The organism is Pseudarthrobacter sp. PvP090, assembly GCF_040547365.1.
In the GTDB taxonomy this organism is placed as follows: Bacteria; Actinomycetota; Actinomycetes; order Actinomycetales; family Micrococcaceae; genus Arthrobacter.
The window spans coordinates 1-19,999 of sequence record NZ_JBEPPO010000012.1 but is presented as its reverse complement, the minus strand read 5'-3'; the positions used below and the strand labels follow the sequence as shown (position 1 = coordinate 19,999).

Annotated in this window: 21 protein-coding genes and 2 pseudogenes; 14 read left to right on the top strand and 9 right to left on the bottom strand. The window is 65.5% G+C overall.

What is annotated here, in order from left to right:
• Window positions 1-44: 44 nt before the first annotated feature.
• Window positions 45-548, bottom strand: coding sequence for an Asp23/Gls24 family envelope stress response protein (locus tag ABIC21_RS14480; protein WP_354351094.1), 504 nt, complete (start codon window positions 546-548; stop codon window positions 45-47).
• A 191-nt stretch (window positions 549-739) separates the two neighbouring features.
• Here ABIC21_RS14480 and ABIC21_RS14475 point away from each other — a divergent pair, with 191 nt between their 5' ends.
• From ABIC21_RS14475 to ABIC21_RS14460, 4 genes are all read left to right on the top strand, one after another.
• Entirely contained in the window at window positions 740-1,336 is a 597-nt protein-coding gene (locus ABIC21_RS14475; RefSeq protein ID WP_354351093.1) for an RNA polymerase sigma factor, read from the top strand.
• On the top strand, window positions 1,327-1,941 hold the full coding sequence (locus ABIC21_RS14470; protein WP_354351092.1) for an Asp23/Gls24 family envelope stress response protein: 615 nt from the start codon (window positions 1,327-1,329) through the stop codon (window positions 1,939-1,941). The genes ABIC21_RS14475 and ABIC21_RS14470 overlap by 10 nt, the downstream gene beginning before the upstream one ends.
• Window positions 1,934-2,329: an Asp23/Gls24 family envelope stress response protein gene (locus tag ABIC21_RS14465; RefSeq protein WP_354351091.1), complete on the top strand. Its 396-nt coding sequence runs from the start codon at window positions 1,934-1,936 to the stop codon at window positions 2,327-2,329. The genes ABIC21_RS14470 and ABIC21_RS14465 overlap by 8 nt, the downstream gene beginning before the upstream one ends.
• A 144-nt stretch (window positions 2,330-2,473) precedes the next feature.
• Window positions 2,474-4,408: a plasmid pRiA4b ORF-3 family protein gene (locus ABIC21_RS14460; protein WP_354351090.1), complete on the top strand. Its 1,935-nt coding sequence runs from the start codon at window positions 2,474-2,476 to the stop codon at window positions 4,406-4,408.
• Between the two features lie 142 nt (window positions 4,409-4,550).
• On the opposite strand, the gene ABIC21_RS14455 is transcribed toward ABIC21_RS14460, so the two are convergent.
• Entirely contained in the window at window positions 4,551-4,850 is a 300-nt protein-coding gene (locus ABIC21_RS14455; RefSeq protein WP_354351089.1) for a hypothetical protein, read from the bottom strand.
• 197 nt (window positions 4,851-5,047) lie between these two features.
• Between ABIC21_RS14455 and ABIC21_RS14450 the strand changes: the two genes are divergently transcribed.
• Both ABIC21_RS14450 and ABIC21_RS14445 read left to right on the top strand, forming a co-directional pair.
• Complete coding sequence (locus ABIC21_RS14450; protein WP_354351088.1) at window positions 5,048-5,197, top strand: helix-turn-helix domain-containing protein; 150 nt, start codon at window positions 5,048-5,050, stop codon at window positions 5,195-5,197.
• 75 nt (window positions 5,198-5,272) lie between these two features.
• Entirely contained in the window at window positions 5,273-5,752 is a 480-nt protein-coding gene (locus ABIC21_RS14445) for an MmyB family transcriptional regulator (protein ID WP_354351087.1), read from the top strand.
• Here ABIC21_RS14445 and ABIC21_RS14440 read toward each other — a convergent pair.
• The gene (locus ABIC21_RS14440; protein WP_354351086.1) at window positions 5,749-6,546 is read right to left on the bottom strand and encodes an IclR family transcriptional regulator domain-containing protein; all 798 of its coding nucleotides are present in this window, start codon (window positions 6,544-6,546) and stop codon (window positions 5,749-5,751) included. The two genes, ABIC21_RS14445 and ABIC21_RS14440, sit on opposite strands and share 4 nt — an antisense overlap.
• A gap of 127 nt (window positions 6,547-6,673) precedes the next feature.
• The gene (locus ABIC21_RS14435; RefSeq protein WP_354351085.1) at window positions 6,674-7,510 is read right to left on the bottom strand and encodes a shikimate dehydrogenase family protein; all 837 of its coding nucleotides are present in this window, start codon (window positions 7,508-7,510) and stop codon (window positions 6,674-6,676) included.
• A 174-nt stretch (window positions 7,511-7,684) separates the two neighbouring features.
• Between ABIC21_RS14435 and ABIC21_RS14430 the strand changes: the two genes are divergently transcribed.
• Window positions 7,685-9,013, top strand: a complete 1,329-nt coding sequence (locus tag ABIC21_RS14430; RefSeq protein WP_354351084.1) for an MFS transporter — start codon at window positions 7,685-7,687, stop codon at window positions 9,011-9,013.
• A 169-nt stretch (window positions 9,014-9,182) separates the two neighbouring features.
• Here the strand turns inward: ABIC21_RS14430 and ABIC21_RS14425 are convergent, their stop codons facing one another.
• Window positions 9,183-11,372: a transglycosylase domain-containing protein gene (locus ABIC21_RS14425; RefSeq protein WP_354351230.1), complete on the bottom strand. Its 2,190-nt coding sequence runs from the start codon at window positions 11,370-11,372 to the stop codon at window positions 9,183-9,185.
• Between the two features lie 403 nt (window positions 11,373-11,775).
• Between ABIC21_RS14425 and ABIC21_RS14420 the strand changes: the two genes are divergently transcribed.
• From ABIC21_RS14420 to ABIC21_RS14405, 4 genes and pseudogenes are all read left to right on the top strand, one after another.
• Window positions 11,776-13,098, top strand: coding sequence for a hypothetical protein (locus ABIC21_RS14420; protein WP_354351083.1), 1,323 nt, complete (start codon window positions 11,776-11,778; stop codon window positions 13,096-13,098).
• A gap of 108 nt (window positions 13,099-13,206) precedes the next feature.
• A complete protein-coding gene (locus ABIC21_RS14415; protein ID WP_354351082.1) occupies window positions 13,207-13,761 on the top strand; it encodes a hypothetical protein in 555 nt (184 codons plus the stop codon).
• Window positions 13,758-15,753 (top strand): annotated as a pseudogene (locus ABIC21_RS14410) (aldo/keto reductase). Before ABIC21_RS14415 ends, ABIC21_RS14410 begins: the two are co-directional and overlap by 4 nt.
• Before the next feature lie 80 nt (window positions 15,754-15,833).
• On the top strand, window positions 15,834-16,346 hold the full coding sequence (locus ABIC21_RS14405) for a mycothiol transferase (protein ID WP_354351081.1): 513 nt from the start codon (window positions 15,834-15,836) through the stop codon (window positions 16,344-16,346).
• Here ABIC21_RS14405 and ABIC21_RS14400 read toward each other — a convergent pair.
• Window positions 16,343-16,891: a hypothetical protein gene (locus ABIC21_RS14400; protein WP_354351080.1), complete on the bottom strand. Its 549-nt coding sequence runs from the start codon at window positions 16,889-16,891 to the stop codon at window positions 16,343-16,345. The genes ABIC21_RS14405 and ABIC21_RS14400 overlap by 4 nt on opposite strands.
• Before the next feature lie 2 nt (window positions 16,892-16,893).
• The gene (locus tag ABIC21_RS14395) at window positions 16,894-17,451 is read right to left on the bottom strand and encodes a hypothetical protein (RefSeq protein WP_354351079.1); all 558 of its coding nucleotides are present in this window, start codon (window positions 17,449-17,451) and stop codon (window positions 16,894-16,896) included.
• Window positions 17,452-17,708: 257 nt separating this feature from the next.
• On the opposite strand from ABIC21_RS14395, the gene ABIC21_RS14390 reads away from it, so the two are divergent.
• Window positions 17,709-18,167, top strand: coding sequence for a universal stress protein (locus ABIC21_RS14390; protein WP_354351078.1), 459 nt, complete (start codon window positions 17,709-17,711; stop codon window positions 18,165-18,167).
• A gap of 195 nt (window positions 18,168-18,362) precedes the next feature.
• Window positions 18,363-18,683, top strand: coding sequence for a GYD domain-containing protein (locus ABIC21_RS14385; RefSeq protein WP_354351077.1), 321 nt, complete (start codon window positions 18,363-18,365; stop codon window positions 18,681-18,683).
• Window position 18,684: 1 nt separating this feature from the next.
• On the opposite strand, the gene ABIC21_RS14380 is transcribed toward ABIC21_RS14385, so the two are convergent.
• Window positions 18,685-19,158 carry a YybH family protein gene (locus ABIC21_RS14380; RefSeq protein ID WP_354351076.1) on the bottom strand — a complete coding sequence of 158 codons (474 nt, stop codon included), beginning with the start codon at window positions 19,156-19,158 and terminating at the stop codon, window positions 18,685-18,687.
• A gap of 212 nt (window positions 19,159-19,370) precedes the next feature.
• Between ABIC21_RS14380 and ABIC21_RS14375 the strand changes: the two genes are divergently transcribed.
• Window positions 19,371-19,715 (top strand): hypothetical protein, encoded by a 345-nt coding sequence (locus ABIC21_RS14375; RefSeq protein WP_354351075.1) that lies wholly within the window; start codon window positions 19,371-19,373, stop codon window positions 19,713-19,715.
• A gap of 80 nt (window positions 19,716-19,795) precedes the next feature.
• Here the strand turns inward: ABIC21_RS14375 and ABIC21_RS14370 are convergent.
• Window positions 19,796-19,999 (bottom strand): annotated as a pseudogene (locus ABIC21_RS14370) (HNH endonuclease); the annotation flags it as partial.

Below are 19,999 nucleotides of genomic sequence, written 5' to 3'. Positions count from 1 at the left end.
CCTCAACGACCCGTTTTTCCTGGCGGGGATACTGTGACAGGTGGTTACTGCAGTTGGGTCTTCTGGACCTGCTGGTCGTCGTGTTCCTCCTCGGGCAGGTGAACATCGGAGACGTTGATGTTCACTTCCAACACTTCCAATCCGGTGGCGCGTTCAACGGACTGGATGATGTTGCGGCGGATCGCCTGGCTGACCTCCACCACGGAGAACCCGTAGTCGATGACGATGGAGACATCGATGGCGGCCTGACGCTCACCCTTTTCCACGGTGACGCCGCCGCTGACGTTGGTCTGGGAACCGGGAATGCGTTCGGTCAGGGCGCTGAACGCCCGCCGTCCGGCACTGCCCATGGCGTACACACCGGGAACCTCGCGGGTGGCGATGCCAGCCAGCTTCTGCACAACGGTTTCCTCGATCGTGGTGGCCCCGCGATCGGTGTGCAGTGCGTCCCGTGCCTTCGTTGGTGCCAGCGCGCTGCCGTGCTTCTGCTCCTCGGGTGTGGACATGACGCCGCTGGAAGCTCCGGGGGTTCTGGGTGTCTCGGTCATGGGAAACATCTCCTCGTCGGACTGGTGATCGTGCTTACACCGATAGAGACGAAGCCCAACAGGAATCGTCACGTGTCGGCACGGATTATTTTCCTCACCGGGCAACGTAACCTCCTCGCGGTTCCCGGCGTTGCCTGGCTGTGGCATATTGGGCCAGACACCGGCAAGTCACCGGACGGGATGGACAGTACATGGGTGATCACGGCCCCGGCTTCGAACCGGACCTGGACGAGGGGAGCATCGTCGCCCGCGCCCAGGACGGCGACCTGGCAGCATTCGAACACCTGGTGCTCACGTATCAGTACAGACTCTTTCGGCTGGCGTATCGGATGCTCAATGACCGCGGCGAAGCCGAAGACATCGTGCAGGAAACCCTGACCACGAGCTGGTGTGGTCTGCCCATGCTCGCTGATGCCGATGCTTTCGGTGGCTGGATCTACCGGCTGGCGACGAACAAGTGCCTGGACGTGCTGCGCAAGCGGTCCGCCCATGCCGAGAGCATCGTCGACTCGGACGACATGGACGCCATTCCAGGAGCCCGCGCCCGCTCCGTCCCGGCCGGATGGGATCCGGCCCACGAGGCTGAATGGTCCGCCGAACAGGACGGCCTGACCGCACTCCTGAAGACGCTTCCCCCGGCACAACGGGCCTGCTGGCTGCTGCGGGAAATGCACGGACGCAGTTACGCCGAGATCGGTGTCACACTGAAGATCAGCCCGACAGCAGTTCGCGGCACACTCGCCCGGGCACGTCACCAGATAGCAGAAGGGATGAGCCAATGGCGTTAGACGACGTCCCCCGGCTCGGCTGCGGCCGCAGCATCGACAGCATCTGGGCTACCATCGACCGGCCTCCCACCGCACACCAGGAACAGTGCGAACATTGCCAGACGGCCAGAACCCGGCTGGAAAGACTCAGTGAAGCAACCCGTGCACTGCGCGAAAGCGACCTGCACGATCCCGCGCTGAAACCGGGCCCCGGGATCAAAGACGCCATCATGGATGTGGCCCGCGCGGAAGTCCGCCGCGGCAGCAGAATCCTCCTGCGCAGCGCAGACAACGGCACCACGGAGATCAGCGAACAGGCCCTGAGCTCCCTCGTCCGGTCCGCGGCAGCAGCGATCCCCGGGGTCCACTCACGACGCTGCCGCATCGAAATACGCCCGGCCGCCGCCGGCCTCGCCGGTGAAGACCACCCGTCCGGAGCCACCGGCACCGCCACCACTTCGGGTCCTCGCCTCATAGTCAATCTTCGGGTGGCCGCTGCCCCGGGCATCGACATCCCCCTCATGGCGGAGGCGCTGCGACACGAGATCAGCAACGCGATTCCGGCCGGCGTCGGCATTGGCGCCGGAACCGTCAACATCACCGTGGAGGACTTGTACGATGTCTGACCCGCCCCTTCAAGGCTCGATCATCACCAGCCAGCTCATCGCCTCCCTCGCTACCCGCACGACGCTGGAAACACCCGGGGTCCTCAGACTCGAACCCACCGTCCAAGGATTCCTGGCCCGGCTCGGTCCCGGCGCCTTGCGCCACCTCCGCCATCCCGGCAGCGTAAACGGCACCTACCGGCACGACGGCGTCACCGCGACGATCAGCGACGGCACCGCACGCGTCCACCTCGATATCGCCACCGACATCGCCTACACCGCCCTCGATGTCGCCGAAGCGGTACAACAACGCGTGCGTGAAAGCATCAGCCACACGGGCCTGACCCCGGGCGCGATCGACATCACCATCCTCGCCATAGAACACCACCGCGGCACTACGATCAGGTAACCGGGGTGCAATCAACGGCTGCATGACAATGTCGCAGCCGCCGTCTGCAGCTTTGCGGCGCCTCAGTCCCGCGTGGCACTGGCACGCCGCCCGCAGGGTTAGTACCGTCGTCGTAATACCAATTCGCACGCAGGCGGGGGAACCATGAGCAGGAATGGCAGGAACCGGCACAAGGGGAAGGGCGCGGGCGGTCCCGGTGGCCGCGCCTCCGCACCCCAATCCCTAAGCGCTGTCCGGGCCGACCGTGCCGTGGACGCGCTCACACCGGCATTTGTCCGGTGGTTCGAGGAGGTCTCACCCGGCTCGGCGGTTGCCGCTCTGGAATGCCTGGAGCCGATCAAGGCCGTCCTGGGCCGCTACATGGATACGACGCCCGCGGCCGACGTGACAAGCCTTGAACCTCTTGGACTGTCGGTCGCCGTCTCGGAGGAAATCATTGCCACGTTGGATGACGCCGGACCCGCCGGCGCCACGGACGGCGACGCGGGCGACATCGAGAGCAGCACGTACGTCGTCCACTCCATCGGCGCCTTCGTCGAATTCCTCGTCGAGACCGGCCGGTGGAGCGGTTCAGCGGAACAGCTGGCGGCAGTCATGGACTTCCTCGACACCACCGGCCAGGACGACGACGGCGGGGGTTTCGTCGACGTGCCGGACATCCCTGATGAGGAAGTCCTGGCGGCCTTCTCCGAGCTGCCGCTTATCCGGCGGACCACGGCGCTGCTGCAGTGGATCGGTGAGGGGAAGCCTGTCACGGCCACCGGCGCGCTGCGCTTGCGGGACCTTGAAGCGGCCGCTGCCTGCGTCGGCGTCGCCGTCAAGGGTGGCACGAAGGGGCCCGCCTCCCCGCTGCCGGGGACGGCAGGTCCGGGCGGCCCCGTGCCCACGGTCCGGAGCATGTACGAGGTGCCGCTGCTGGCCCAGCTCTGGAACGCGCTGGAGGCGGCCGAGCTCATTGAGATCAGCTCGACGAAGGTCGTTCCCTCGGCGGATTCCGGCGTGTTCCTGGCCGGAGGGCCTTCCGAACGGCTGGAGGACCTCGTGTTCTTCGTAGACCAGTTCCTGGAAACGGCGGTGCTCGCATCGGATCCGGCGCAGCCGTGGGAACGGACGCTCTCGGCAATGCAGGCATCGCTGCTGCTCGCCGCGGCGACAGCGGACCCGCCGGAGAAGGCGCGGATCCTCGCGGCCCCGGACCACGCGCCGCCTGCGGAGCGGGCAACGGCGGATCTCCTGACCGGCGTCGCCATCAGCCGTCTCGAAGAGCTCGCGGAGCTGGGGCTGCTGACCATCGACACGCACTTCCGGGTTCCACCGGCCCTCATCCGGTGCATCGCGAACGTTTTCGACGACGACTGGGTGCTGGCTGACCTGGGACTCGGGGACGCCCCGGACGATGCCGATTTCGCACCCTTCGAGCAGGGCGGGGCCGCTCCGGAGGCTGCCGCTCCGGCCCCGGCGCTGTCCGTGGCCCGCGAGTCGCCACGGCTGGCCGGAACGCCGATTCTGCAGCTGAAAATCACGCTCAACGATTCGAAGCCGCCAATCTGGCGGCGTGTGCTCGTTCCGGCCGGAATGCCGCTCCCTCAGCTGCACCAGGTGATCCAGGCAGCGTTCGGCTGGCTCGACTATCACCTGCATGAGTTCCGGATCGGGGGATTCCGTGGCACCGCCTATGCGCCCGCGGACCCGGACGGTGAGGACGAGTTCGACGGCGATGCTTCCCGCGACGAGTCGTCGGCCACTGTCGGAGAACTGCTGCCGGCCGTGGGCAGCACCATGGGCTACACGTATGACTTTGGCGACAACTGGGTGCTCGCAATCAAAGTGGAGAAGACTTTGGCGGACGACGGCGGCGGGCAGCTTCCGCGGTGCACCGCGGGACGCGGCATGGCGCCGGCGGAGGACAGCGGCGGCACCTGGGGCTGGGCGAACATTGTCCAGGCGGTCAACGATCCGCACCACGAAGACCACCAGGAATACCGGGAGTGGCTGGGAATGCAGCCGGGCGACACGCTGGACCCCAAAGCCTTCGACGTGGACGAAGTCAACGAAAACCTCGCTGACATCACTTTCTGACGACTGCCGCAGGCTCCTCCGCGATCCGCCACAGTGTGGCCTGGAGCCGGTACAGCACGGACCCAAGTTCGTCGGCATGGTGGAGGGTGGGTCTTCGGAAAGGCGTGACGTCCATCAGCGCAACAACTCTCTGCCAGGTCGGTTACGCGTTCGGTCTGGCCTTCTCGTCGCTTGTCGCTCGCATGAGGGCCATGGCCAGGAGAGTCAGGAGACCGAGAACTGCCATGATGATGGCGACGGTCAGCGGGCCGAGGACACCCAAAGTCGATTCGAGCGCCGATGCTCCGAGCCAGGCGCCGACCGCGGTTCCTCCGTTGAACGCGGACACCGACAATGCTGCTGCGACGGTGGGTGCTGCGCGGGGTCGTGTTGGGAGCCGGAGCGCTCCGCCTATTCGACGGTCCCGCACTTCCCATGCGCGCGGAAGGACCCAGTGAGACATGGTCAGGCAGGTCCTGCCAGACAGCGAGGAGCCAGGCCTACCCTTAAACTTATGGATTCCTGAGCCGAGATCAGCAGCTTTCTCACTTCCCGCCGCGCCCAACTCACCCCCGAGCATGCCGGTGTCCCGCTCTAAAGCGGAGCCCGAGCGTCCCCGGCCTACGACGCGAAGAAGTCGCGCATCTCGCCGGCGTCAGCGTGGACTACTACGCACGGCTCGAACGCGGAAAGATCTCCGGCGCATCCCGCGAAGTCATCGAAGCAATCGCCCGCGCCCTGCAGCTCGACGAGGACGAACGCGACCACCTCCTGGACCTCGCCCGGCTCACCCAGCGCCGTGGCCCGTGACGAAAGCCCTCCAACCGGACCACCGTCAGGCCCGTCATCCAGAGCGTCCTCGACTCCATCGACGCCCCGGCCTTCGTGCAGAACGCACGGTTGGACCGCCTCGCGTCGAACCGGATCGGCCGTGCCCTGTATTCCCTGCCCGAGGACGGATCACGGGACCGCTTCAACTACGCGCAATACCTCTTCCTGGACTCACGCGCCGCACGGTTCCACCGCGACCTCGACACCGCCAAACACAACGTCGTCGCTCTCCTTCACGCCGCAACGGCCCGGGACCCCTACGACAAAGAGCTGATCCAGATCATCGGCACCCTCTCGACCCAAAGCGAGGAGTTCCGCTCGCTCTGGGCCTCCCACGATGTCTTCCGCTACCGGTCCGGAGCAAAGATGCTGACGCACTCCGCCGCCGGCGACCTGGAATTCGGCTACGAATCATTCGAACTCTCAACAGACCCGGGCCTGGTCATGCTCGTCTACACCGTCGAGCCCGGATCCGCTACCGCCTATGCCATGCGAATACTCTCCAGCTGGAGCGCCACCGCTATTTCGCACTAACCTCGCACTGCAGTCGTGGACGCTCCGGCCTTCCGTCCGCCATAGTCATTGCCGATCTGCCGCGCGGTTTCCTGAAGAAGGGGCACGATTGTCTTTTCGATGGCTTCGGCGGGCGCGCGGTGCGTCTGCAGGGACACGTTAACCGCCGCGACGACGTCGTTTCCCCGCCAGACCGGGACGGCCACGCCGCGCAGGCCCTCCTCCAGTTCCTGGGACACCATCGACCAGCCTTTGGCCCGGGCCGCATCGATCTCGGACCGGAGCTGGTCGACGCTTCCGATAGAACGGTCGGTGAAGCGCTGCAGCTGGACCGAGTCGAAGTACGCCCGCAGTTCAGGTTCTGAGAGGGCCGCCAGGAGGACGCGGCCCATCGAGGTCGCCCAGGCGGGGAACCGCGTGCCCACGCTGATGGAGACGCTGAGCAGCCGCGGCGAGGGCACACACGCCACATAGACCACGTCGGTGCCGTCGAGGATGCACAGCGAGGTTGTTTCGTTGAGCCGCGCGGCCAGGGACTTCAGGTGGGGCTCCGCCACCCTCGGGAGCGCCAGGTTCGCCAGGAAAGATTGGCCGATGGACAGTGAGCGGGGCGTCAGCTCGAAGTGCGCGCCGTCGGCGCGAAGGTAGCCCAGGTCCGTCAGTGTCAGCAGGAAGCGCCGCGCCGAGGCCCGGGTCATGTCCGCCTGGGTGGCGATCTGGGAGACGGTCAGCCGGGGAGTGTCCGGGGTAAAGGCGAGCAGGACGTCAAAGGCCTTTTCCACTGACTTCACAAAATAGGCCGGTTGCTCCTCCATGGACTTCCTGTCTCTCCCTGAACCTGCACGTGGGCCCGGCAGATGCCGAAAGTCTGCAGGTCTGTTTTCGATCATATAAGGCCCGGAACCACGACGGCGGCGCTTGCGTCACGGAGTGGGCTGTTTGTCAGCTCTTTGTCTGGATGGCGGCGAGCCTGCGCTGCAGCAGCGCATTCGTCTGCGGCGCCAGATCCAGGAGCGGGATCATGGCGGCTGCCTGGGCGCGCAGGTGGTCCCAGCCGTCGGCACAATCCAGCCCCTGTTCCCTCGCGGCAGCAATTGTGCCGGACACGTGTCCGGCATAGACGAAGTCGTAGACGAAGGCGTCACCGGCCAGCCGGGCCGCGCCCCAGACCGGAGCGTCGTTGCTCCCTTTGCCAACCGGCGTCGCGTTGATGATCAGTGAGGCTCGGGACGCCTGTTCCTGGGCGTCCGCCCACGAGGCGGTCGCCGCGTCCATGCCCAGGCTCCCGGCGAGCACGAGCAGCTGCCGCGCCGCCTCCGGGTCCCGGTCGGCGATGGTGACCCGGCCGGTCAGCCCCTTGAGCGCCACGAGGGCTGCGCGGGCGGCACCTCCGGCCCCCAGCATGACCGCATGCCGCTGGTGCCGCCCGCCGAGCAATTCGGCGACGGCGGCAACGTCGGTGTTGTGCGCGGCCAGCCTCCGGCCGTCCCGGATCAGCAAGTTGGAGGCACCGCTAAGCCGGACGGCTTCGGTCACAGCGTCAGCGGCCAGGGCGGCCCACTGCTTGTGGGGCATGGTGACATTGGCGGCGACGACGTCGGATTCCAGCAGCCGGACGCGGACCACGGACATCGGGACGTCCCGCGGGACGTCCCAGGCCTCGTAGCTCCAGCGGCCCCCGAGTTGCTCGAGGACGGGGTTCCACAGCCCGGGCGACATGGCCTGCGAAGCTTCTGAGCCGATGAGGAACAGCCGGGAGGCCAGTGTCTGGTAGTCCATGGTGCCGCCTTTCAGAGTGGTGGAGCCGCAGGGCGAAGCAATAAGTCGTTGTGAGTCACCTCACGCTGCGGTATGCTATTCAATAGTCGCATACCGCACAGCTGTACGGAATGCGCACACATCACAAACTCCCGATCACCCACCACCGTCTTTCAGTGCGGAAGGACCAGCACCATGACCAAGCTCGCAACCAGCCCCACGGTCGTCGAGGAAGAGCGCAAGCTCAAGCGGGCCAGGAAGGCTGCCCTGGCCGCGTTCCTGGGCGGCGCCCTCGAGTACTACGACTTCTTCATCTATGCCACCGCGGCATCGCTGATCTTCTCGAAGATCTTCTTCCCCGCTGGGGACCCAACTGTGGCGCTGCTGGCTTCCTTCGCGACCTTCGGTGTCGCCTACGTCGCGCGGCCCTTCGGCGCTGTGCTGTTCGGCCACCTTGGCGACAAGATCGGCCGCAAAAACACACTGGTTATGACCCTGGTCCTGATGGGAGCGGCAACCTTCCTCATCGGCATGCTGCCCGACTTCAGCACCGCCGGCTACTGGGCACCGGCCATGCTGGTGCTGCTGCGCCTCATGCAGGGCCTCTCCGCGGGCGCCGAAACGGCTGGCGCATCGGCACTGACCATGGAAGAGGCCCCCGCCGGACGCCGAGGCTTCTTTGCCAGCTTCGCGATGAGCGGCATCTCCTTCGGCATCGTGCTGGCCTCATTGGCATTCCTCCCGGTCGCCGCCATGAGCGAAGCCGACCGGCTCGCCTGGGGCTGGCGCATCCCGTTCTGGTCCTCCATTCTCGTCCTGCTCGTCGCGTATCTCGTCCGTCGCACGCTGGAGGAACCAGAGGTTTTCGAGGAAAAGCACGACCACGGCGAGCTCGTGAAACTGCCCTTCGCCAAAATGTTCAAGACCCACCCGGCCCAGTTCTTCCAGGTCGCCCTCATGTCGTTCCAGGTGGTCACGAACACCTTCATGCAGTCGTTCGGACTGGCGTACGCCGTCTCCGTCGGAGTCAATGCGTCCACCATGTTGTGGGTCAGCATCGTCGGCAACGTGATCGCGATAGTGAGCCAGCCGCTCTTCGCCCGCCTCTCGGACAAGTTCGGCCGCCGTACTGTCTTCATCACCGGCGTCGTGGGCTCCGGGCTGATGATCTTCGTGTACTTCTCCGTCATCTCCACCGGCAACATCCCCATGATCTTCCTGGCCAGCACCCTGATCACGGCGGGCACCTACGCGGCCTCCAACTCCGTCTACCCCGCGTGGTTCTCGGAACTGTTCAACGTCAAGGTCCGTTACTCCGGAATGGCTATCGGCCTGCAGGTCGGCATCCTCTGCGCCGGCTTCACCCCGCTGCTCGCCACCGCACTGGTCGGAGCGGACAAGGCCAACTGGGGCCCTGCGGCGTGGATCGTCGCAGCATCCTCAGTGCTGGCCGCCGCCGGCGCTGCGTGGGCCCGCGAAACCAGCAAGACCCCGCTGCGCGAACTGGGCAACCACGTCAACTGACGGCGGGCGCGTGAAACGGACGGACGACGGCGGGAAACTCCTGCCGTCGCCCGTTGTTTCTGGCGCCGTGAAAACTGCCACGGTCTTCACATCTGCGCAAAGGCTTCACGTCAAAAGTGCTGCTTCCGTACCCGGTGCGCGTCGGACGATCCGCCGGGCCGCGTGCCGCCTAGCCCCGACCAGAATCCCGCCGAACAGGCTCCCGCCGATCAGGCTTCTTGGTCTTCGCCTCGGGCGGCGGCGGGAACGCCCCGGCAGGGTACAGCCCGGCGACCTCGAGCATGTAGTTCGCCCACTGCGGGCCAGCGAGCATGTAGCCGTCGATGCTCTTGTAGAACTTGCCGTTGACGGTGACGTTCTGCCCGGGCCGTTTCTGACCTTCCAGGGCATCGCCGAAGAACGAGGCGGTGGCTAAGCCGCTGGTGTAGCCGACCACCCAGGTGGCGCCATTGGTGTTGGAGGTGCCGGTCTTGGCAGCGACCGGGAAACTGGTGTGGACCTTGGGCTTGATGTACACGCCGGAGCCCTTTTTCAGCACGTCCTGCAGCACGGAGTTGACCCCGCGGGCAACGTCGGGCTTGATGGCATCACGGCAGGACGCAGTCTGGGCCGGGAGCTGCTTACCTGCTGCATCGGTCACCTCCACCAGAGCGACGGGCTCGCAGAACCGGCCGTCATTGGCGAACGTGGCAAAGGCATTGGCCAGCACGAGCGGCGCCACCCCGATCGCCCCCAGCAGATTGCCCAGTTGATGCATGTTCACCTGTGCGTTATCCAGCCCGCTGTGGATTCCGGCCGCATCCACCATCTTTTGGATTCCGCAGAAATCCAGCTTGGCGGCCTCCGCGAAGGTAGCGGTGTTGATGGAGTTATACAGCCCGTAATCGACGCGCATGGGCCGGTAGTAGCCGGCGTCATTGTTCTGCAGGTCGTCCGCCGCCCCAAGGATCTTCTGTTTCGTGCTGTAAGCGCCGAGCACCTTGCCGCAGGTGGATTTCCAGGGGAAACCGAGCGGATATGAGCGCCGGGAGGCATCCACCGTGTCGGTCAGGGACCTGCCCTCGTTGAGCCATTGCGCCAAGGTGAACGGTTTCATGGTGGACCCGGGTTGAAAACCGCCGGCGCCGTTCAGATCGTTGCCTTCAGCGTCCTTGGAATCAACATTGAAATTCAGTTGGGTATCGAACTTCCCTGGCTCGGGGAGGAACACGGTGTTTTGGGCCATCGCGAGGATTTTTCCCGTCCCCGGCCCGACGGAAACCAGCGACGCACCCCACTTGTCCGGGTTGGCCCCGGCCGTGGCATCAACCTGTGCCTGCGCGGCCTGCTGCAGCCGGCTATCCAGCGTAGTGGTGATGGTCAGGCCACCGCGGTACAGCTTCCTCACCCGGGAGGCGAGGTCGACGCCGTAGGCCGGGTTGTTCAGGATGAGGTGCGAGACGTAGTCGCAGAAGTACGGTGCCATTTCCGCGCCGGCGCAGCCCTGCCTCCCCGGCGCGAGGGTGAGTTCCACCCCGGTGGCGACGGCGGCGTCGTATTCCGACTGGGTGATCCTGTCGAGTTCCAGCATTGCGTCGAGCACGTGGTTGCGTCGTTGGATGGCGTTGTCCGGATGGACCGCGGGATTGTAGAAGCTGGGACTCTTCACCAGGCCGGCGAGGAGTGCGGCCTGCGGCAGGGTGAGGTTCTTGGCGGTAGTGCTGAAGAAGTGGCGCGACGCGGCCTCAATGCCGTAGGCATCCCGGCTGAAGAACACGATATTGAGGTAGCCCTCAAGGATCTGATCCTTGGTGTACTTTTTCTCCAGCTCGATCGCGAGCCGCATCTCACGCACCTTGTCGCCGATGCTCTTCTGCCCGTTGAGGACAATCCGGTCGCCCTTGTCCGCCGACACCAGGGACTCGTTGAGGACATTGTTGACGTACTGCTGGGTCAGGGTCGACGCCCCCTGTCGGCCCCCACTGGTCAGGTTGGACGCCAGGGCCCGAAGAATTCCCTGGGGGTCGACGCCGGCGTGCTCGTAGAAGCGGCGGTCTTCGATGGCGACAATTGCGTCCTTGATGTACGGGGACATGTGGTCCAGGCTGACTTTCACCCGGTTCTCGGCGTAGAAAGTGGCGATCGTCTTCCCGTCAGCGGTCAGGACCTTGGTCGATTGCGATGGCGGGTCGACGGTCAGTTCCCCGGGGAGGCCGTTGAAGAACCCGACCGATTCCCGGAGCGCCACGCCGGCCCCGGCGACGGCGGGGACCACGAGGCTGGCGGCCAGGACGCCGCAGGTCACGCTTACCGAGAAGTACCCCACGAGCGCTCGCAGGCCAGCACGTGACTTCGATCCTGCTCGATTCGTCGGCGCCATCTTCCCCCCGTATGCCACGCTCTAAAATTATGTTCACGCTGCCGCAGGCCACCCGCTGGTCAGAACGCCGGCACTGGCGTGCCGCCGTCGAACCTATGCCGCCCATGTCCTGACCGTAGAGGCGTCGCGCCGGACTGCACCTCACCCGAACCGGATGGTCCTGCTGTCGTTTCCCTTAGATGTTGACACCGCCATTCGGACGGGACAAGACCAACTCCACACAACAATCGCTTTCGATGAGCCCTGGACACCAACAGTTTCGGACCGGGCCCACTTTTTCACAACCTACGCTCAGTAGGTTCGACGGATGACCCGTGTCTATTCATCGTCGAAGCGCCGGACCAGACGCAGCCCAGGACCGCGGAGCTCTCCTCCGTTCACCAGCAACCCCGCGAGGATCGTCATGAAGTTCACCTCCGCCATCACCGCCGTACTCACGCCCCTCCTCACGGTCAGCTGGTTGGTGGTGGGCCTCTCTGCGCCGGCCCAGGCCGCGGGTGCGACCTACTTCGTCAGTGCCGCGGGGAGCGACACCAATGCGGGAACCTCAAGCGCTGCACCGTGGAAGTCACTGGCAAAGATCAACTCCATCGTCCTCAAGCCGGGCGACACCGTCAGTTTCCGCAGGGGCGACACCTGGACCGGCGGCATTGTGGCCAACCAGAGCGGCACTGAGACCGCGCCCATCACCCTGAACGGCTACGGGACCGGCAACGCCCCGACCATCACGGGCGGCAAGTCAGGAAACTGCATCAGGATCAACGGCAACTTCACCACAGTTCACGGACTTCGCGGCGTTTCCTGCGGCTATGCGGGCATCAGTATCACCGGCGACCGCAACACGGTTCGGAACTCCAGCGCCTCCAACAACGCCGTGGGCATCAAGGCAGGGACCGGGTCTGACTTCGGGAAATACACCGGCAACGTACTGACGAACAACAACATCATGAACGTCCTGACGCAGGGCACGAACTGCGGAACACCCCAGGCCGTGAACTGCAATGACGACTCCGGAGCTTCCGGGGTGCTGATCAACGGCAACGACAACGAGCTTTCGGGCAACACGGTCAGCGGCTCCACGGCGTTTTCCTACGACTACAAGCGCGACGGCGGTTCTTTCGAAATCTACAACGGCAACCGGAACTACATTCATCACAATGTGTCCCTGGACAACAACAACTTCTCCGAGATCGGAAAGTCCTCCGGAACTGCTGACGGCAACATCTATCGCTACAACCTGGTCCGGTCGACGTGTGGTGCCAACTGCGGCCAGGCCAAAGGCTTGATCGCCCGGGGACCGGGGACCTCTTTCGGGCCCACGAACGGCACCGTTTTTGAGTTCAATACCATCTACCTGAGCGGGCCGCAGTCCCAGGCGATTGTCTGCCATGCGAGCTGCCCTTCATCGACCGTGATCCGCGGCAACATCCTGGTAGGGGTCAAGAACTCCTTGTGGATTAATGGCTCGGGCTGGACCGAAAGGCAGAACGTCCTCAACGGTCCGGTCAACTTCGTGCCGAACAGCACGTCCACCATTGCGTCTGCGCGCTTCGTGAACGCACCGGGCGATCTCCACCTGACCGCGACCAGCCCGGCCATCGACCGCGCCGGAGCGAGCCCGTCCGCCTTCGACCTCGCCGGACGCGCGGTGCCCCAGGACGGAGACTGCAACGGGACGGCCGCTGCCGATTCGGGGGCCTACGAGTTCGACTCACCCAACTGCTGACACAGGATAACGGCCAACCTGACCCTTTACCCGCTGCGCGTCTTACCCGCTGCGCGTCCGGAGATTCTCGACCCCAGCGCTTCCATCGGCGCCGCCGTCCCCGGGGCGGTGACCATCTGGGGCGCCGACTCCGTCGCCATGAGCGTCGCGGACACGCTTGCGGACCGCGGGGCAGCGGTGCTCCTGGTCGGCCCCCAAGGTGTTATCGCCCCCGAATCCGGACGTCGCGCCAAGATCCTGACGGTGCCCCGGCTGACGGCCAACCCCCGGGTGCGGATCCGGCTCGGATCGACCATCGAGGAGTACGACGGCGCCCGGGTCCTGATCAGCTGCGAAGGCCTTCCACCCGGCGGCGAGTGGCTGGTTCCACTGCTCCAGCTGTGTGACGGACCGACTCGGCGGCCTTCGAACGGCGAGGGCCTCGTTATCGAGTCCCGCTCGGAACGGGCGGTGCCCGGCGAAGGCGACTTCGACCTTGCCGCAGTCGTAGCCGCCCTTCCGGATGGCCTCCCGCTGAGTGCGGAGACGCCGTCGGACCGCCGCGTTGCTGAACTCGGAGGGCTTGGCTGGGCGCGACGGCTCAAATCAGGGCTGGACGCGGTGCTGGCTACTGCTACCACGCTCAGGGAAACAGGAAATCTCCAGGGAGCAGGCCACCGATGAATGGAACCATGGAAGATGCCACGACGGCGGAACTGAACCCCGGCGTCCGCATCCCGCTCATCGGGCTGGGCACGTGGCCGCTGGCGGGCGAGGACGCCACCGCCGCGGTGGCTCAGGCCAGCGGCAGCGGGTACCGGCACATCGACACGGCCGAGAACTACGCCAATGAGGCCGCCGTGGGGGAGGGGATCCGGCGAAGCGGGATCGACCGCTGTGATGTCCTGGTGGTGGGCTCCGGGGCCGGCGGCCTGTCCGCCGCGGTCACGGCCGCCTACCACGGGCTGAACGTCATAGTCGTTGAAGGCCGGGGTCTGCGGGGGTGCCACCTCCTGGTCCGGCGGCTGGGCCTGGACCCCGGGGAACCCCCTGGCCAAGGCTGACGGCGTCGACGAGCACCGCGACCTCTTCCGCACCTACCTGCGCCACCGGCTCGGCGGGAACTACCACGAGGACAGGGTGGACGCCTTCCTTGAGGCGGTCCCGCACATGGTTGGCTTCTTCCAGGACAAGACCAGCCTGCAGTTCGTGCCCGGTGCCAAAATCAATGACATCTATGGCAGCACCCCAGGCGCCGGTACCGGGCACCGCTCGGTGGGCCCAAACCCTTCAACGCCCGAAGGATCAGGCCCGAGCTGCGTGCCAAGATGCGCCACCAGCTCTATGAAACCTCGTTCCTTGGCATGGGCATCATGGCAGGACCGGACCTGGCCAAGTTCCTCTCCGCAGGGCAATATCCAGGGACTCTTTCACGCCGCCTGGCGGTTGGGCCTGCATATGCTGGATCTCCTCACCCACCGTCGCAACATGCAACTGGTCAACGGCACCGCGCTCACCGGCCGGCTCATGAAATCCGCTGACGACCTCGGCGTGGAGATCCGCGTCTCCACGCCGGCCCGGAGCCTGCTGGCGGACTACACCGGATCCGTTACCGGCGCCGTCGTGGATTCGCCCACGGGCAGCTACACAATCAACGCCAGACTCGGCGTCGTGCTGGCCGCCGGCGGCTTCCCGAACGACGTTACCCGGCGGGCCGCGCTGTTCCCTAAGACACCTGGCGGCCGCGAGCCTTGGACACTGGCACCTTCGGAAACCACCGGCGACGGCATCACCATGGCCCGGGCCGTCGGTGCCCGCTTCGACACCGACGTGGAGTCCCCGGCCGCATGGTGCCCGGTCTCACTGGTCCCGTACCGCAGCGGACGTACCGGGACGTTCCCGCACATCATGGACCGGGCCAAGCCGGGCAGCATCGGGGTGCGCGCGGACGGACGGCGCTTCGCGAACGAAGCAAATGGCTACTACGACTACGTCGACGGCTTGCTCAAGGCGACCCCGGACGGCGAACCTGTCGTAGCCTGGCAGATCGCCGACGCCGCCTTCGTCCGCAAGTTCCCGCTGGGCATGGCCAAGCCGCTGCCTGTACCGCTCTTCCCGTACCTGCGCTCCGGCTACCTGAAAAAGGGCAACACCATCGAGGAGCTCGCCGAGGCCTGCGGCATCAGCCCGGACGGGCTCGCCAAAACCGTGGCTGACTTCAACGAGAACGAGCGGAAAGGGGTGGATCCGCTGTTCGACCGTGGCGCCAGCGAGTTCAACCGCTATGGCGGGGACGCGAAAAACACCCCGAACCCGTCACTGCGCCCGCTCGAAAAGGGGCCGTTCTACGCGGTAAAAATCGTGCCGGGGTCCTTTGGCACCTTCGCTGGCCTCGCTGCCGATTCGCGCGTCCGGGTCCTGGATAACGCCGGAAATCCCATCACTGGACTTTACGTCGCGGGAAGCGATCAGGCCTCAGTCATGGGAGGGCACTACCCGGCCGGCGGCATCAACCTCGGCCCGGCCCTGACTTCGGCTACATCGCCGGCCGCCACCTCGCAAACGCTACCCACTATGAAGACGACGGGAGCCTGGCCCCGACGGAAACCAACGGGAACGGTGAGACGACGGACCGGGCTTCGTCGAGTTCCGTCTCATAGCGCAGAACGCCCGTGAGACCACTGCTCGGCCCTATCCGCCGGTGCGGCGCCCGTGCAAACATAGGGCTCTGCGACGATGCACCGTGAGGGGACCCGATGAAATCCAATGAACTGCTGCTGGACGCGTTTGGCCGGATCCATGAGACCGTGGCCGCCGCCCTCAAAGAGGCCGACGACGAGACACTGCTTCGCCGGCCCGCAGGCAAGGGGAACTCGATGGCCTGGCTCATCTGGCACCTCAGCAGGGTCGAGGACGCGCAGTTGGCCTCCGCCGCCGGCCTGGAGCAGGTCTGGACCTCGCAGGATTTCGCCGGCCGCTTCGGCCTGCCGCTTTCTGGGCGCGACACCGGCTACGGCCATTCGAGCAGCCAGGTCGACGCCGTGAAGGCACCGCCGGGCCTCCTGTTCGACTACTACGACGCCGTCCACCGGCAGACGGTGGAGTTCCTGAAAAGCCTCGGAGATGAGGACTTCGACCGCATCGTCGACACCCGGTGGGATCCGCCCGTCACGCTCGGCGTGCGGCTGGTCAGCACGATCGCGGATTGCCTCCAGCACGCGGGGCAGGCCGCGTACGCCAGGGGCCTGAACCCCGAGCCCGCAGCCTAGGAATTGTCCGTGCTCGCGGTCCCGGGGTGTGCGTCGCTTGCCGCGGCAACCAGTCGATCAAAACTGGCGGTCCCGATCTCCGGGGGGACCACCGTGAAGACCGCAAACCACTTCTCGGGGGCATTCGTCTCGACCGATGCAACCCGCTCCACGTGCAGGTTCAACCCGGGCACACCGCCGACGACGAGCGGCAGCTGCTCACCGCTCTTGACCATGCGCCGGAACTCCCTGACCGACAGCAGGTCGCCAGGCGTACCCGTCACCTCGGCGATCGTGTCATTCACCCTCTTGGTTAGCCCCGTCATGAACGCCCGCTGACGCGAGACCGTGGGTCCCGTCAGTAGCGCCGAGACAATGACTGTGAACAACACAACGGCCCCGAAAGTTCTGAGGCCGTGAATGAAGATCATCAAGAAGAAGCAAAGGATCAAGGCGAAGACGCTGGATACCACGAATCGGACCAGGGGGTTTTCCCCGGGTTTCTTTGACCATCGGACAAGAGCGACTGTCCTCTTAGGGGGCTGATCGTGCAGCGGAATGTCCATGTTTAGTACCCCTTCACGTCCATGAGCGCTTCCGCCAGAACGACGGCCTTGCGCGCTTCCTTGAGATCGTTCAGCAGGCCAAGGTCGGGAATGGCTGAGGTGGCCACGGTGGACCCGGCGAGTGCAGAAAAGACCGAGCTGAGTTTTTCGCGGTCTTCTGAAAGCAGCCGGGACGAATTCAGTTTGACCCGGCTCAGCTCCAGTTCCAGCAGTGACTTGTCGATCGCCTCGCGGCGCCCTTGCATCCCTGACAGCTTGTCCCGGATGCGCTGGGCACGGTCCCGGAACATTGCTTCCATGTTGACCGCCACGTCGTGGAGTTCGCCCAGCGCGGTGTAGGACTGCGGCGACCCCGAGTGCCGGGCGAGCTGCCCGTCCACGGTGAGGCGCCGTCGTTCCCAATTCCTGACAGCCGATTCGTAGGGTCCCAGGAGCAACGAGACGGCCGCCAGCGCCTTGTCCAGCGACGCCGCCCGCGTGCTCAGGCTTGTTGTGGCTGCGTCCAGCCTCGCCAGAAAGGCGTCGTAGTTGTCAGGGCTCGGGGGTGTGTCGGTCTTCATGAGCCACCCGCACGCGGTAGGGCTCCGCAGCCCAGGCAATCCCGCCTATGACGGCGGAAATTCCGTCGCCGACATCCGCCCCCAACTCTCATGGCTAGAGACTAGAGGCTCCGGGCGCGTTGTCATAGGGTCCGTCGTCCGTCTTTGCCGGGAACCCGGGAGCGTCCACCGCGTTTGCGCGGACCTTGACACTGACTTTCACGGTCATCGAGACTGAAAGATCCAGGCTGCCCCCGAGGCTAGGGATTGGAAAGACAATGACCAGTACAGGCTCATTCGTGATTGTGGTTGGTTTTGACGGTTCCAAGAATTCGCAAACTGCACTGAAATGGGCCATGGACGAGGCCCGGCAGCGCAACGGCCATATCCGTCTCGTCACGGTCTGGAGCAAGCCGCCACTGTCCTGGTTTCCAGCGCTCCTGGAAACGGCGGCCGGCGAAATCGTGACAGAGGATTCCCCGGAACAACTCGCAGCGACGGTCCAGGCTGATGCCCTGAAAACCGCTGAAAGCGAGGGGGTAGCGGCCACCGGGCAGATCGTCCACAGTGATTCGCCGGCGTCGGCAATAATCAATGCCGCCAAGGACGCGGATCTCGTCGTCGTTGGCGCCCGCGGACACGGCGGATTTCCCGGCCTGGACCTGGGATCGGCGGCCACCCAGATCATCACCCATGCACCGTGTCCCGTCCTCGTCGTCCGGCCCAAGGCTTCCTGAGCTGCAAGGAGCCGGCGCCCCCGGTTGTTGACGGACGGGGAACTCAGCCGAAACCCGTTGTAAAGGGCGCGGGGGAGGGCCTACGATGTGGCCACAGCCCCGCTCTGGGGAAGCCAACTCCGGGACCCGCCCGCATAAAGTTCTGGGCACACCTTCGGATGCCTGAGTCCTGGACATCACGGGACGGAAAAGACCATGGCCAAATATCTGTTCGAAGCAAACTACGTGGGTGAGGGCATCAAGGGCCTCATGCTTGAAGGCGGAACGAAGCGCCGTGATGCGCTCGTCGACGCCCTCAAATCTGTTGGAGGCTCGCTCGAGTGTTTCTACTACGCCTTTGGGGAGACCGACGTGCTGGGCGTCTTCGAAGTTCCGGAGGCCTCCGACGCCGCCGCGCTGTCGCTCATGATCAATTCGACAGGATCCGTGAATGTGCGCCTGAAGCCGCTCATGACGCTGGAGGATCTTGACGACGCGGCAAAGAAGACACCGAGCTACCGGGCGCCCGGGCAGTAAATTATCCGGCGTCGTCCGGGTTGTCGCCGGTCTGTTCCAGCAGGCCGAGCTGGAGCCGGGTCGAGCTGCTGTCGCCGTCCGGCAGGGCGTCGCCGTGCCGGTGGATGATTTTCCACTCCCCGTCCTCCCGCCGGAACACGGTGGTGACCCGCAGCGCGTAGGGCAAAGGTGCTGCGCCGGCGATCGACGCCGTCGTTTGCTCAATGCCCACGATGTAGGCGATGTCGCCACTGGTGCCGGACGCGATGACTTCGTACTGGAAGGACGTGCAGTCAGAAAAACGGGATGCCAGGAGGTCGAAGGCCGGCGCCACTTGATCTCGTCCGATTCTGGTCATCACAGCGCCGAACAGCGTCACGGGATCAACGCTTGACCACATGGCCTTGCGGGGTCCGGCGTCACCGTTGTGCAGCGCCGTTTCGGCCGCCGTCAACTGCGGCATGACGGCCGCGAGAAATGCATTAACGTCGTCCACGGTCCTGCCTCCGTTCGAGCTCCCGGGCTCAATTATCGGAACCCGGCAGCGCAGCAGCAAGGGGTTAGTGATTCTCAGGTGGGGCGGGGCCGGGATTTGGAGCCCCAGGGCACGGCTTAAGCAAGGGTTCCGCAAGTTTTCCGGAAAGAGGACGCCCAGCCGCGTGACCCCCGGCGGGCGATGCCGTCGATGTCACCGCCGTCGTGGTGCTCGTGGCACCGAGGTCGCTGACGATCAAGGCGGCCCCGGAGCAGGTGAAAGTGCTCACGGAGCGGCAGCTGTTGCGCTGGCTCAATCGGCGCCCCCACGTGCTGGACCCGGAACAAGTGTCCCGGATTGCGGCGGCGGCCGTTGTGCCCCGGACCTGGCACCGGAGCCCTGCCGAACCCGGGGACGCCGATACAATCCAGCACGACTTCGCTGTCCTGAGGTCGCTGGTGGACAGGGCCCGACGGCGGCGGGCGACGTGGGTGCTGGGCGTTCCCGCCGCCGGGTTCCTCATGATGTTGACCGGAGGGCCGCTCGAAGGGATCATCCATGCGCTGACCGGCCGCTGAAACCTCCGTCAGGCAGGGCGGCGGCGTTCCACGGCTGTTTGTCCACGGTGCGGGTGTTGGTCAGGCTGTCGGGTGTTCGTTTAGGCCGCCCGTTGGCGTTGCTTTCGGGCTTGGTGGAGGTCGTTGGCTCTGCTGCGGCGTTGGCGGCGGTGGCTTGGGCTTTTTGCCGCGGCCAGGTCCGGTTCCGCTTGCCGGGCAGGGGTTCCCGGCGGTGGCGGGGCGGTGGAGTGGTAGGTGTGGCCGGTGGGGGTGGTGACGCCGAGGGTGTGCCGTGGGCCGGGCCG